Origin of the sequence: Enterobacter sp. 50793107, assembly GCF_001463365.1 — a bacterium.
Lineage (GTDB): Bacteria > Pseudomonadota > Gammaproteobacteria > Enterobacterales > Enterobacteriaceae > Enterobacter > Enterobacter cloacae.
Genome location: NZ_LNII01000166.1, coordinates 39643 through 52949, shown reverse-complemented (window position 1 = coordinate 52949; position 13307 = coordinate 39643). Strand labels below are relative to the sequence as shown.

Annotated in this window: 12 protein-coding genes; 10 read left to right on the top strand and 2 right to left on the bottom strand. The window is 56.1% G+C overall.

The genetic code is table 11. The features are described 5' to 3' along the window. Nucleotides 1–24: 24 nt before the first annotated feature. Nucleotides 25–2163: an intracellular growth attenuator family protein gene (locus tag APU11_RS23610; protein ID WP_013099081.1), complete on the bottom strand. Its 2139-nt coding sequence runs from the start codon at nt 2161–2163 to the stop codon at nt 25–27. Nucleotides 2164–2488: 325 nt separating this feature from the next. Here APU11_RS23610 and nudE point away from each other — a divergent pair, with 325 nt between their 5' ends. Continuing rightward, nucleotides 2489–3049, top strand: coding sequence for an ADP compounds hydrolase NudE (nudE, locus tag APU11_RS23605; RefSeq protein WP_029882167.1), 561 nt, complete (start codon nt 2489–2491; stop codon nt 3047–3049). An 82-nt stretch (nt 3050–3131) separates the two neighbouring features. On the opposite strand, the gene mrcA is transcribed toward nudE, so the two are convergent. Then, nucleotides 3132–5684 carry a peptidoglycan glycosyltransferase/peptidoglycan DD-transpeptidase MrcA gene (mrcA, locus tag APU11_RS23600; RefSeq protein WP_013099079.1) on the bottom strand — a complete coding sequence of 851 codons (2553 nt, stop codon included), beginning with the start codon at nt 5682–5684 and terminating at the stop codon, nt 3132–3134. A gap of 120 nt (nt 5685–5804) precedes the next feature. Between mrcA and APU11_RS23595 the strand changes: the two genes are divergently transcribed. From APU11_RS23595 to dam, 9 genes are all read left to right on the top strand, one after another. Next, nucleotides 5805–6581, top strand: a complete 777-nt coding sequence (locus APU11_RS23595; protein ID WP_058650512.1) for a hypothetical protein — start codon at nt 5805–5807, stop codon at nt 6579–6581. Beyond that, complete coding sequence (locus tag APU11_RS23590; RefSeq protein WP_058650511.1) at nt 6578–7066, top strand: PilN domain-containing protein; 489 nt, start codon at nt 6578–6580, stop codon at nt 7064–7066. Before APU11_RS23595 ends, APU11_RS23590 begins: the two co-directional genes overlap by 4 nt. A gap of 3 nt (nt 7067–7069) precedes the next feature. After that, nucleotides 7070–7531 (top strand): HofO, encoded by a 462-nt coding sequence (locus tag APU11_RS23585; RefSeq protein WP_058650510.1) that lies wholly within the window; start codon nt 7070–7072, stop codon nt 7529–7531. Then, complete coding sequence (locus APU11_RS23580) at nt 7521–7913, top strand: HofP DNA utilization family protein (protein WP_058650509.1); 393 nt, start codon at nt 7521–7523, stop codon at nt 7911–7913. Before APU11_RS23585 ends, APU11_RS23580 begins: the two co-directional genes overlap by 11 nt. Next, on the top strand, nt 7828–9063 hold the full coding sequence (gene hofQ / locus APU11_RS27805; RefSeq protein ID WP_058650508.1) for a DNA uptake porin HofQ: 1236 nt from the start codon (nt 7828–7830) through the stop codon (nt 9061–9063). The genes APU11_RS23580 and hofQ overlap by 86 nt, the downstream gene beginning before the upstream one ends. Nucleotides 9064–9349: 286 nt before the next feature. Continuing rightward, on the top strand, nt 9350–9871 hold the full coding sequence (gene aroK, locus APU11_RS23570; protein WP_003861630.1) for a shikimate kinase AroK: 522 nt from the start codon (nt 9350–9352) through the stop codon (nt 9869–9871). Between the two features lie 57 nt (nt 9872–9928). Continuing rightward, nucleotides 9929–11017: a 3-dehydroquinate synthase gene (gene aroB / locus APU11_RS23565; protein WP_029882162.1), complete on the top strand. Its 1089-nt coding sequence runs from the start codon at nt 9929–9931 to the stop codon at nt 11015–11017. Nucleotides 11018–11109: 92 nt separating this feature from the next. After that, a complete protein-coding gene (damX, locus tag APU11_RS23560) occupies nt 11110–12411 on the top strand; it encodes a cell division protein DamX (protein WP_029882161.1) in 1302 nt (433 codons plus the stop codon). 67 nt (nt 12412–12478) lie between these two features. Further along, complete coding sequence (gene dam / locus APU11_RS23555) at nt 12479–13291, top strand: adenine-specific DNA-methyltransferase (protein ID WP_013099069.1); 813 nt, start codon at nt 12479–12481, stop codon at nt 13289–13291. Nucleotides 13292–13307: the final 16 nt, after the last annotated feature.

Below are 13307 nucleotides of genomic sequence, written 5' to 3'. Positions count from 1 at the left end.
AGCACAACTTGTCGCGCAGCGATGTTATCCGATCAGGCTCTCAGAGGAGGGGACCAGCTTAGGATTAAGGCAATTTTCGTAGTATTGCTGGATCTCAGCAAGCCGGGTGCGCGAACGCTGGTAACGGCGCAGAGCCATAATGCCGTTCCAGAAAATAGACACCAGCATGGCGATCATCAGCAGTGATGTACCGATATAACGCCATAAACCCGCGCTGTCAGGCATCCGGTGCAGGCCGATATGGCGCGTACCGTTGGCATCGGTAAAGATACTGGTCACAATCCCTTCGGCACTGAACGGCGTTTGCATCAGCATCTGCGCCAGGCGCTGGAACTGCCCCCATTGTTCCTGAGCCGGGTAGTCGTACAGGGCAATTTGCGGATAAGGCTGATCGACCAGATCGCTGCCTTCATCGCTGACAATCACAAAACCGCCAGGCGCCGGGCTATTCAGCGCCTGGGCCGCACGGGTGGTTTCACGCATCACAAACGGCGCGGTAGAGGTCGCCACCAGGTTATCCAGCGATTCGGCACTCACCGGGCGCAGCAGCACGTTCACCCCGTCCAGTCGACCCGCTTCGGCGCGCTTCACCAGCGAGTCCCAGTCTTTGCTGTTACCCAGGTTCACGAGCGCATTTTTAAGGCGAACGCACTCATCCTGTGCGGAACATAAATCCTGCGTTTTCAATACGATTTCGCCAAAGTCATCCAGCAGTACCATTCCGGATTTCTGAATGGCAGAACGCAGGGCAGGGCTGACGCGTGAATCATCATCGGTTTTCGGGTGCAGCTGGCGGTTGAGCGTCTGGGTGAGCGCAGTGGCTTTATTGACGACATCCGATTCCGGCAGCGGCAACGGCGGCGCATCGTTCCAGACGATTTGCGAGCAGTCGAACGGCATGAACGGCGAGTTCTGACGGGTATTCCAGGCCCCTGGGGTGTGGATGTTACACATCCCGGTACCCTTCAGACGGAGCGTATCACCCACCCGCACGCCAGCGTCATCCAGCTGCTTAACGCTGGTGGCCTCTACGGTTTGTGCCCCTTTGATCCACGACAGGGTGAATTTGATGGGCATATCCAGCGGCACGAACAGCAGCAACAGAGCAAAGACCAGCGCCGCGCCCCCGGCGATAACCGTACTGCGTAGCCAGTGCTGAAGCGGGAAGTTTTTCACTTCATCGTGCAGGGAGAGGAAGCGCCCCTGACGCACAACATGGCGGTCAAGGTAGATATCAATATCGGTTTTATGCCCCAAATCCTGTGCAATCCATGGCTGCCAGTGGCGCGGATAGATAAGGTCAATAATCCCGAGGGAGATATTGTTGATATGTTCCTGATCGTTCTCACCGAACAGGCCCCAGCGCTTAGGGGTGCCGCGCAGGCAGTGAATTTCACGCAAAGAGGTTTTGGCTGGAGGCGCAAACAGCCCCCACAGCCCGGCGGCCAACAGCAGCAGCGCACCGCCCGCGAGCCACGGGACAAACACATCCGGCGTCAGCAGACAGAAGAAAAAGAGCAGGAAGGCGGCCACAATCAGGACCGCCTCGCGAATGCCATCCGGACGACTCAGGGCATGCTCTTCATGAGTCTCCTGACGAATGTTCAGCAGTTCAATTTGCTCGGTCTCTTCACCGCGAATGGAGGCCTGCTTTGAACTCGCGCGTTCCAGCGCAAAGCGCGGTGCTTCATGAATATATTCATTCAGCGTATGGCCGTTCAGGGAGATGACCAGCGGCAGCGAATCGGTATGGATAAGCTCAACGCTGTTTTCGTCATTAATGTACTGCTCCCAGGAGGGAGGCAGATGCACTTCAACGGAGTCGAGGTAGTAACGCCATTTATTGGGATCGTCAGTCGTGATGCCATAACGGGTGATGGAGCGCGTCACGCAGAGCACGGTGTCGCTTTGTGCGTTCAGATTGAGGGTGACCGGCGCAGCCGTAGCCCCCGTTGGCCCGGGCGTTAACTGGGAACGGTTGAGGGTTTCGAGATAGTTCTCAACAGCATCGCGCTCTTCTTGCGTGAGTTTACGCGTTGTGGCACCGGCAAAGGCCGTTAAAAAGGGCAGCCTGAAACGACGCTGTACGCGACGCCTGTATACCCACCCTGCAACTAAAGCGCCGGCCAGCATAGCAGCGAGAACGATCAAAATGGTGCTCATGCTTTCCCCATCTTACTTTATCTTCTTACAGGTGTAGTCAGTGCACCTTTAACAATGAATGAGAGTCTGTGGTTGGCTATCGGCAAGCATGGAGTCGAACTTGAGCATTCTGCAGCGCATCCCAGTGACCGATGATGATAGCAAAGCCTGTCATGGCGCGATATCAGCAAATTCCTGGAAACATTTCAACCTCTTGACATTTGTTTTGATTTGAGGATTGATTCCTGTCAGGTTGCACAAATGTAAATAAAGAACAATTGACATTGCCGAAACCGTGCGGCGTATCGCACAATAAAGTCAGTTCACACTTCAAAGACCCGTCAAGATGAGCAAACCACTACAAAAACCCACCATTCTGAGTGTTGAAACTGTCGCGAAATCCCGGCTGTTTAATGTCGAAAGTGTGGACCTGGAGTTCAGCAACGGCGTGCGTCGCGTTTATGAACGTATGCGCCCCTCATCGCGTGAAGCGGTGATGATCATCCCCATTGTTGATGACCATCTGATTTTGATCCGCGAGTATGCAGTGGGCACGGAATCTTATGAACTGGGTTTCTCGAAAGGGCTTATTGATCCGGGTGAAACGGTCTTTGAAGCAGCAAACCGCGAGCTGAAAGAAGAGGTTGGGTTTGGCGCGAAAGAGCTATCGTTCCTGAAAAAGCTGAGCATGGCTCCCTCCTATTTTTCCAGCAAAATGAATATTGTGGTGGCTGAAGATCTTTACCCTGAATCGCTGGAAGGTGACGAGCCGGAGCCGCTGCCCCAGGTTCGCTGGCCACTGGCGCACCTGATGGATTTGCTGGAAGATCCTGACTTCAATGAGGCGCGTAACGTGAGCGCGCTGTTCCTGGTGCGGGAATGGCTGAAGGGGCAGGGGCGGCTGTAGTGGCCTGATGCCCCAACCCTCTTCCACGGGAGAGGGAGCAAACACAAAAACGGCAACCCGAGGTTGCCGTTTTGCTTTGGTGTCAGAACAGCTCGTGCGTCTCGCCGTTATCAATAATCTCTGTACCCACCTCATGTACCGCCTGCGTGGTTGGCTGCGTACCTTCGATGAAATACTCCTCACGGCTATTGCCACCGTTGGCTAACTGCCCGGTGCTGCGGTCGATATTGACCGTGACCACGCCCGGCGGTGGCGTCAGCGGCTGCTCCGGCACGCCCTCAAGAACGGATTTCATATAGGCATCCCAGGCCGGTTGCGCACTTTTGGCCCCACCTTCGTAGCCGGAAATCTGATCTTTGATCGCGCCAGACGCCGTGGTGCGGCCTAAATCGCGGCGGTGATCGTCAAAGCCGATCCAGACCGAAGTCACCACGCCCGGACCGTAGCCGGAGAACCAGGCATCTTTCGAGCTGTTGGTGGTCCCGGTTTTACCGCCGATATCGTGGCGCTGTAAATCACGCCCGGCACGCCAGCCGGTACCCTGCCAGCCCGGTTCACCGAAGATGTTGGTATTCAACGCGCTCTTGATCAGGAATGACAGCGGGGTGTTGATCACATGCGGGGCATACTCCTGCGCACCGCTCTGCGCCACCAGCGCCTGGTTTGCCTGTTCCAGCTGTGGCTGCGGCACCACGCCGTTCGGCTGCTCCTGCGACACGGCGACATCTTCCATGTCCTTGTTTTCAAGCACGTCAGACTTCGGCGTATTGCCGTAAATCACCGGAATATCGCACTCCGCACAGGCAATTTTCGGTTTCGCTTCGAACAGCACACCACCCTGGTCGTTTTCGATTTTACTGATGAAGTACGGGTCGATCAGGAAGCCGCCGTTGGCCATGACCGAATACCCCCGCGCCACCTGCAGCGGCGTGAACGATGCCGAGCCTAACGCCAGCGATTCGGTGCGCACGATGTTCTGTGCCGGGAAGCCAAAACGTTGCAGATATTCTGCCGCGTAATCGACGCCCATTGCACGCATTGCACGCACCATCACCACGTTTTTCGACTGACCCAGCCCCTGACGAAGGCGAATAGGACCTGCGTATTCCGCCGGCGAGTTCTTCGGCTGCCAGTCGGAACCGGCACCGGCATCCCAGCGAGAGATCGGCACGTCATTGAGGATACTGGCAAGCGTTAAGCCTTTATCCATCGCCGCCGTGTAGAGGAACGGTTTGATATTCGAACCGACCTGACGCAGCGCCTGCGTCGCGCGGTTGAATTTGCTCTGGTTGAAATCAAACCCACCCACCAGCGCCAGCACGGCACCGTTTTGCGGGTTAATGGAGACCAGCGCGGAGTTGACGTCTGGCACCTGCGCCAGCCACCAGGCATCGCCCACCTGACGCACCCAGATTTGTTGTCCGGTTTGTACGACATCGGTCACTTTGCGTGGCGTTGGTCCCTGTAAGGTGTCAGAGCGGTACGGACGCGCCCAGCGGATCCCGTCCATGCGCAAGGAGACTGAGGTGCCATCCGCAAGCGTTGCAACGGCTTCCTGAGGCGTGGCCTGCGTCACCACCGCAGGCAGCAGCGGGCCGTAGGTAGGCAGCGCTTTCAGCGTACTGGTGATTTTTTTACTGTCCCAGGCGCTTTCGCCCACCTTCCACAGCACGTTGGACGGGCCGCGATAGCCGTGACGCATATCGTAGTCCATCACGTTATTTCTCACCGCATCCTGTGCTGCCTGCTGCCCTTTACGGGTAACCGTGGTGTATACGCGATAACCATCTTCATAGGCCTTATCCCCATAACGGCTGACCATTTCCTGGCGAACCATTTCGGTCAGATACGGGGCAGAGAAGGCGATTTCCGGCGCATGGTAGTTAGCGTCGATGACATCGTTGCGTGCCTGCTCATATTCACTCTGGCTGATGTAGCCTTCGCTCAGCATACGTGACAGAACGACATTGCGACGTGCGGTGGCGCGATCGAGCGAGTAGAGCGGGTTAAACGTGGACGGGGCTTTAGGCAGGCCGGCAATGGTCGCCATTTCGCTTAAGGTCAGTTGCTCCACGGGCTTGCCGAAGTACACCTGTGCCGCAGCACCCACGCCATAGGCGCGATAACCGAGATAGATCTTGTTGAGGTAAAGCTCAAGGATTTCGTCTTTACTCAGCAACTGCTCAATGCGGATCGCGAGGAACACCTCTTTTATCTTACGTATCAGCGTCTTTTCAGGGCTGAGGAAGAAGTTACGCGCCAGCTGCTGCGTAATGGTACTTGCCCCCTGAGAGGCATGCCCGGAGAACAGCGCAACGCTTGCGGCACGGAAAATCCCCACCGGGTCAACGCCGTGGTGCTCGTAAAAACGGCTGTCCTCTGTGGCGATGAAGGCCTTCACCATCACAGGGGGAATTTGGTTTAAGGTCAGCGGGATACGGCGTTTTTCGCCGTACTGCGCCATCAGCTCGCCGTCGGCGCTGTAGACCTGCATTGGGATCTGGAGCCGCACATCACGAAGCGTAGCGACATCAGGTAGCTGCGGCTCAATATATTTGTACAAACCATAAATCGAGCCTGCTCCCAGCAGAATGCAACACACTGCAAGGATTAATAAATACTTTACGAACTTCACCGGAGATTTCCCATCTGGTTTCACTTGGGCAGTTTCTAAACAATCGCGCGGTAGTATAAAGGCAAGCCTGATTCATTGATATAGCCGTCACGGCGACGGGCGATAAGGAGATCGTGAAGCATGGCTTTCAAAACATGGCAAACGGGCGTTCATATTCAACAAGATAGGGTGCTGATTGTCGCGCTGGTTCGTGAGCGTCTCAGCTGGTGTCTGCGCCGCTGGTGGGCGATACCGCTGACGGAAGGCATCATCCTCGACGGGAAAATTTGTCAGCCAGAACAATTGCTTGACGCATTACGCGGCTGGCGGCGTACGTTGCCGCATCAGCACCGGGTGTTTCTCTCATTTCCGGCGGCGCGTACCCTGCAAAGATCGTTGCCCCGCCCGGCTATCGCCCTGCGCGACAGCGAACAGCTCTCCTGGCTAGGGGCTGCGCTCTCGCGTGAGCTGGAGATGTCCCCTGATGCGCTGTGCTTCGATTACGCGCAGGACACGTTCAGCAACACATTTCATGTCACCGCAGCGCAAAACAAAGAGGTTGAAACACTTCTGACGCTCGCGAAAACGCTGCATTTACGGCTGGTGACGATTACTCCGGATGCCAGCGCGCTGGCAAATTTTCTTCCTGCGGTGGCACCAGCGCAGTGTGTCGCGTGGCGAGACGAACATCAGTGGTTGTGGGCAATGCGCCACCAGTGGGGGCGCCGCTTCGTTACCGAGGCCAAAAGCGTGGCTGAACTGGCGGCACTGCTGGCTCTCGCGCCGGACGATATCGCGCTGTTTGATAGCCAGCGCGACCCGTGGGAGATCGTCTCTCGCTGTCAGCCCCCGCTGCCGGAGTGCGGTGCCGATTATGCCGTCGCGCTGGCGCTGGCCATGAGCGAGGTGCCTGAATGAGCATGACCAATCTTCTTCCGTGGCGACAGCAACGACGCGCGCGCCGCGTGCGGTTCTGGGGAGGGCTGTCTGCGGCCACCTGTATTCTGACGCTGGCAACGGTCTTCAGTCTGAGCATGCACGCCCACCTGAAACTGCACGGCCTGCAGGCTGAACTGGCGGGCATGCAGACCGTGCAGCGCGCGCTGTCTTCTCGTCTACCTCTTGCCACACCCGCTCCCACGCGCCAGCCACAGCGTATGGCGTGGCACCCGGTGCTGGCGTCACTTTCCGATGCCATTCCGGCGCAGGCCTGGTTCACTGAGCTTCGTTACCAACCGCCCTCTTTGATGATTAACGGCTATGCCTCAGCACTGCCCGCCCTGTCGGCAATGGGTGATGCTCTGCGACAAATAGCGGGTTTTACCCCAGGGTCAGCAGGGGAGATACGGCAGGATAATCACGGGCGCTGGATGTTCACTTTTCAGCTCACAGGCCAGGGGTAACGTGTGAACAGAATATTTGAACGCTGGTCTGAGAGCCGTCGCCGGTACCGGCTCCTGTGCGGTGGGCTGGGCGTTGCCTTGTTGTGGGGAACCGCATGGGGCCTGTTCCTGAGGCCGCTTAATTCACAGCTTGCTGCGCTTCAGAAGCAAATGGCCGACGCCGTCCAGCGCCATGCGACGCTCTGGCCTGTCGCCAGCAACGCGCCGCGCCGGACACCTGAGCCTGACGCACGCCCGGTGGTGCGCTTTTCCCCGCTGGATTTTCAGACTCATGGCGCAACGCTGGTGCACTGGAACCCCCTTCCGGGCGGTGGAGAGCTGGCGCTGGATGCCGAGTGGCCAGCAATCCTGATGGTTTTCGCCCGGCTGGCGCAGCAAGATGTCCGGATTGCCGCCTTTACGCTTGCGCCTCAGGGCGCGGCGTTACGTCTGCGAGTGCAGCTGGAGCAAGACCATGCGAAATAGCCTGCGCTACCTGCTGCTCTGCTCAGTGCTGTTACTCACCGGGATGCGCGATCCGTTTCATCCGCCCGACGACCCCTGTGCCGTTGGCGAGCTGACGCAGTGGCACTATCGCGGCATGGTCGGCGGGGTTGCCCTGTTGCAGGACGGGAAACAGCGCTGGTATCGCCTGCACTTAGAGGAACGTTTACCGGCGGGCTGGCGGGTCAGCGCAATGAATGAGACGCAACTCGTCATAAACGTGGGTGAAACCTGTGAGCCAGCGCAATGGACATGGCAACGAGAAGGAACGAAAAAATATGAATTTAAGGATAACGCTGCTGTTACTGACGATCGTCACTCCGCTGGCCGCCGCACCGAAGCCGGTCACGCTGGTGGTGGATGACGTTCCTGTGGTTCAGGTTCTGCAGGCGCTGGTGGCGCAGGAGAATCGTAATCTGGTGGTGTCACCCGACGTAAGCGGCACTTTATCGCTCAGTCTGACGCATGTTCCGTGGCGACAGGCCTTACAGACGGTGATCGCCAGCGCAGGGCTGGTTCTGCGCGAGGAGGGCGGCATTTTCTATGTCCATACGGCGGCCTGGCAGCGCGAACAGCAGGAGCGTAACGCACAGGACCGGGCCCGCAGGCAGCTTGAGGCTCCGCTGCTCTCGCAAAGCATTTCGTTTTCATACGCAGATGCCGGGGAGCTGCAAAACGCAGCGGAAAAACTGCTCAGTCCTAAGGGCAGTCTGTCTCTTGATAAACGCACCAACCGGCTGCTGGTCAGGGATAATAAAGCCGTACTGGATACGCTACAGCGCTGGGCAACACAGATGGATATTCCCGTCGAGCAGGTCGAACTGGCGGCGCATATCGTCACCATCAACGAAAAAAGTCTGCGGGAGCTGGGGGTGAAATGGAATCTTGCCGAGGCCAGCGAAGCGGGCAAGGTTGGGCAAATGACAACCCTTGGCAGTGATTTGTCCGTGGCCAGCGCCACCAGCCATGTGGGGTTTAACATCGGGCGTATTAACGGCAGGCTGCTGGATCTGGAGCTGTCAGCACTGGAGCAAAAACAGCAGGTCGATATCATCGCCAGCCCGCGACTGCTGGCCTCACATATGCAGCCGGCCAGTATCAAACAGGGCAGTGAGATCCCGTATCAGGTCTCCAGCGGGGAGAGTGGGGCTACCTCTGTGGAGTTCAAAGAGGCGGTATTAGGTATGGAGGTCACCCCAGTGGTGCTACCGGGCGGGCGCGTGCGCCTGAAATTACATATCAGTGAAAATATGCCGGGGCAGGTGTTGCAACAGGCCGATGGCGAAACGCTGGCTATCGACAAACAAGAAATAGAGACTCAGGTGGAGGTAAAAAGTGGAGAAACGCTGGCGCTGGGCGGTATTTTCTCGCAAAAGAATAAAACCGGGAGTGATAGCGTACCCGGGCTCGGTAAAATCCCCTGGCTTGGGCACCTTTTTCGTCATGACGGTAAAGACAACGAACGGCGTGAATTAGTGGTGTTTATAACACCACGTCTGGTGGCTATTCACTGACGGGTAACGATCCCCGCAATGATTTTGCATTCAGTTTGTTGCAGATGTTTGACGTGGGGCATGAATTAGCATACAAGGAGTACCGATTTGAGTTGGACTGACGTCTTGTTGTCTTATGCGTCTGGTGCGGTGATTTAATCAGTTGCCAAACAAGCCGGAGTATTGAGATAATTTTTAGTCTGACTCTCGCTCTATTGCATATGAGGTTTCAGTTCATGTCCTGCTACGCCGGGTGTCTGCGAAGCGGGGATTACCATTAACGAATAGTCTTAGTAGTACCGAAAAAATGGCAGAGAAACGCAATATCTTTCTGGTTGGGCCTATGGGTGCCGGCAAAAGCACTATTGGGCGTCAGTTAGCTCAACAACTCAATATGGAATTTTACGATTCTGATCAAGAGATTGAGAAACGAACCGGAGCTGATGTGGGCTGGGTCTTCGATGTAGAAGGCGAAGAAGGTTTCCGTGACCGAGAAGAAAAAGTGATCAACGAACTCACGGAAAAACAGGGCATCGTGCTGGCGACCGGCGGCGGTTCTGTAAAATCTCGCGAAACCCGCAACCGTCTCTCCGCCCGTGGCGTAGTGGTCTATCTTGAGACGACCATTGAAAAACAGCTGGCACGTACGCAGCGCGATAAAAAGCGCCCGCTGCTGCAGGTTGAAACGCCACCACGCGAAGTTCTGGAAGCGTTGGCCGATGAACGCAATCCTCTGTACGAAGAGATTGCTGATGTGACCATTCGTACTGATGATCAGAGCGCTAAAGTGGTTGCAAACCAGATTATTCATATGCTGGAAAGCAACTGATTCTGGCTTTATATACACTCGCCTGCGGGTAAAAGCATTAAAGGTGGATGTCGCGTCATGGAGAGGATTACAGTTACTCTCGGGGAACGTAGTTACCCTATCACCATCGCGGCTGGTTTGTTTAACGACCCAGCTTCCTTTTTACCACTGAAAGCGGGTGATCAGGCGATGCTGGTCACCAATGAGACGCTGGCTCCGCTTTATCTTGACCGCGTTCGCCACCTGCTTGAGCAGGCGGGCGTGAAAGTCGACAGTGTAATTCTGCCCGATGGCGAGCAGTATAAAAGCCTGACGGTACTGGATACCGTCTTTACCGCATTGTTGCAAAAACCCCATGGTCGCGATACGACACTGCTTGCTCTCGGCGGCGGTGTTGTGGGCGATCTGACGGGCTTTGCGGCAGCAAGCTATCAACGTGGTGTCCGTTTTATTCAGATTCCGACCACCTTACTGTCTCAGGTCGACTCTTCCGTTGGCGGCAAAACCGCGGTCAACCATCCGCTCGGCAAAAACATGATTGGCGCGTTCTACCAGCCTGCTTCGGTGGTGGTGGATCTCGACTGTCTGAAAACCCTGCCAGCACGCGAACTGGCCTCTGGCCTGGCTGAAGTGATCAAATACGGCATTATTCTCGACGGTGAGTTCTTTAACTGGCTGGAAGAGAATATGGATGCGCTGCTGCGCCTGGATGAGGCTAAACTGGCATACTGCATTCGCCGTTGTTGTGAGCTGAAAGCAGAAGTTGTTGCAGCAGACGAGCGTGAAACGGGCTTACGTGCTTTACTGAATCTTGGGCATACGTTTGGCCACGCGATTGAAGCCGAAATGGGTTACGGAAACTGGCTCCACGGTGAAGCTGTCGCTGCTGGCATGGTGATGGCTGCCCGTACCTCCGAACGTCTGGGTCAGTTCAAACCGGAAGAGACGGCACGTATCATCGCACTGCTGGAACGTGCTGGCTTGCCGGTAACCGGGCCGCAGGAGATGTCGGCGCAAGCGTATTTACCCCACATGATGCGCGATAAAAAAGTATTGGCAGGTGAGATGCGTCTTGTACTCCCGCTTGCAATAGGGAAGAGTGAAGTGCGCGGCGGAGTGCCGCACGATGTCGTTCTTGGCGCTATCGCTGATTGTCAGCAGGCGTAACAACTAGAAAGGTCAGGCCACTGTTACCGGTGGTCGTTTAGCTTCAGGCGAAATGCAAAGTCGTAGGCATAAGCCTTTGAGTGGGGTGTTAAATGGATGAATTCAAACCAGAAGACGAGCTGAAACCCGATCCCAGCGATCGTCGTACTGGTCGTTCTCGTCAATCTTCAGAACGTGATAACGAGCCGCAGATCAACTTTGACGATGTTGATCTGGATGCAGACGATCGTCGCCCTTCACGTAGCCGCAATGCGCGTGATGAGCGAGAAGAAGAGGATTATGAGTCCGAAGAAGATTCAATGGACGAAGAGCCAGTAGAGCGTCGCCCGCGTAAACGTAAAAAAGCGGCCGCGCAGAAACCGGCCTCCCGCCAGTACATCATGATGGGACTGGGCGTTCTGGTGCTTGTGCTGCTGATTGTCGGCATTGGCTCCGCGCTGAAAGCGCCTTCCACGAATTCTGGCGAGCAAACGGCTTCCACTGAGAAGAGCATCAACCTCTCCGGTAACGATGCGGCAGATCAGGCAAATGGTGCACAGCCAGCGCCGGGGACCACCTCCGCAGAGCAGACCGCCAGTAACACAACGACGCCGCAGGATGTTTCCCTGCCGCCAGTCTCTTCTACCCCCGCTCAGAATCAGGCACCTGCCACGCCAGAAGGCCAGCAGCGTGTAGAAGTTCAGGGCGATCTGAACAACGCGCTGATGCAGCCGCAAAACCAGCAGCAGGTGGATAACGTCGTGGTGAACTCTACGCTGCCAACTGAACCTGCAACCGTTGCGCCTGTTCGCGGTGGCAACGCTCAGCCACAAACCGCAGCAACGGAAAGCAAGCCGCGTCAGACTCAGACTGCACCACGTCAGGAACGTAAGCAGGCGGTCATTGAACCTAAGCGTGAAACCAAACCTCAGGCTGTGGTAAAAGCACCAGAAGTCAAAGCAACCCCGGTGCAGCCGAAACGGACTGAAACCGCTGCGGCAAGCGAGCCTGCAAAAGCGCCAGTGACGCAGACTGCACCGAAAGCCACGGCCACCACCACTGCACCTGCGGCGACAACGGCTCCAGCTGCAACCGCCACAGCATCGGCTGGCACAACCGGTAAAACGACGGGTAACGTCGGTTCACTGAAATCTGCGCCATCCAGTAACTACACGCTGCAGCTGAGCAGTTCGTCCAACTATGACAACCTCAACGGTTGGGCGAAGAAATCGAATCTGAAAAACTACGTGGTTTATCAGACGACCCGTAACGGGCAGCCGTGGTATGTGCTGGTGAGCGGTGTGTATGCTTCTAAAGATGAAGCGAAACGTGCCGTGGCGACACTGCCAGCAGACGTTCAGGCGAAAAACCCGTGGGCGAAGCCCATTCATCAGGTTCAGGCCGATCTTAAGTAATGTTTAAAGCGCAGGATGCTGTCGGAGCTTTCTCCACAGCCGGAGAAGGTGTAATCAGTTAGTCAGCATGAAAAAAAATCGCGCTTTTCTGAAATGGGCAGGGGGGAAATACCCCCTGCTTGATGATATTAAAAAGCACCTGCCTAAAGGCGAGTGTCTTATCGAGCCCTTTGTGGGCGCAGGATCGGTGTTCCTGAACACCGATTTTTCTCGTTATATCCTGGCGGATATCAACAGCGATCTCATCAGCCTCTATAACATCGTCAAACTGCGTACCGATGAGTATGTGGAAGAGGCGCGCAAGCTGTTTACGCCCGAGAACAATCACCCGGATGTTTACTACCAGCTGCGCACTGAGTTTAACCAGAGCCAGGATCCGTTCCGTCGGGCACTGTTGTTCCTCTATCTCAACCGCCATGGTTACAACGGCCTGTGCCGGTATAATCTGCGTGGGGAATTCAACGTGCCGTTTGGCCGCTATAAGCGCCCTTACTTCCCGCAGGACGAGCTGTATCACTTTGCTGAAAAAGCGCAGAATGCAGAATTCCACTGCCTCTCATATGAAGAGTGTATGGAACTGGCGGGCGTAGACTCGGTGGTTTACTGCGATCCGCCTTACGCCCCGCTGTCTGCGACGGCGAATTTTACCGCCTATCACACCAACAGCTTCAGTCCGGCCGAGCAGGCCCGTCTGGCGGAGATGGCGGAAAAGCTGGTCAGCAAAAGAATTCCGGTGTTAATTTCGAATCACGATACCCCTGATACGCGCGAATGGTACAAAGCCGCGAAGCATTTTCAGGTCAAAGTGCGGCGTAGCATTAGCAGCAACGGCGGCACACGTAAAAAGGTGGACGAACTCCTGGCTCTTTATCGCCCCTGAGCCGTTTTGCCCGCCG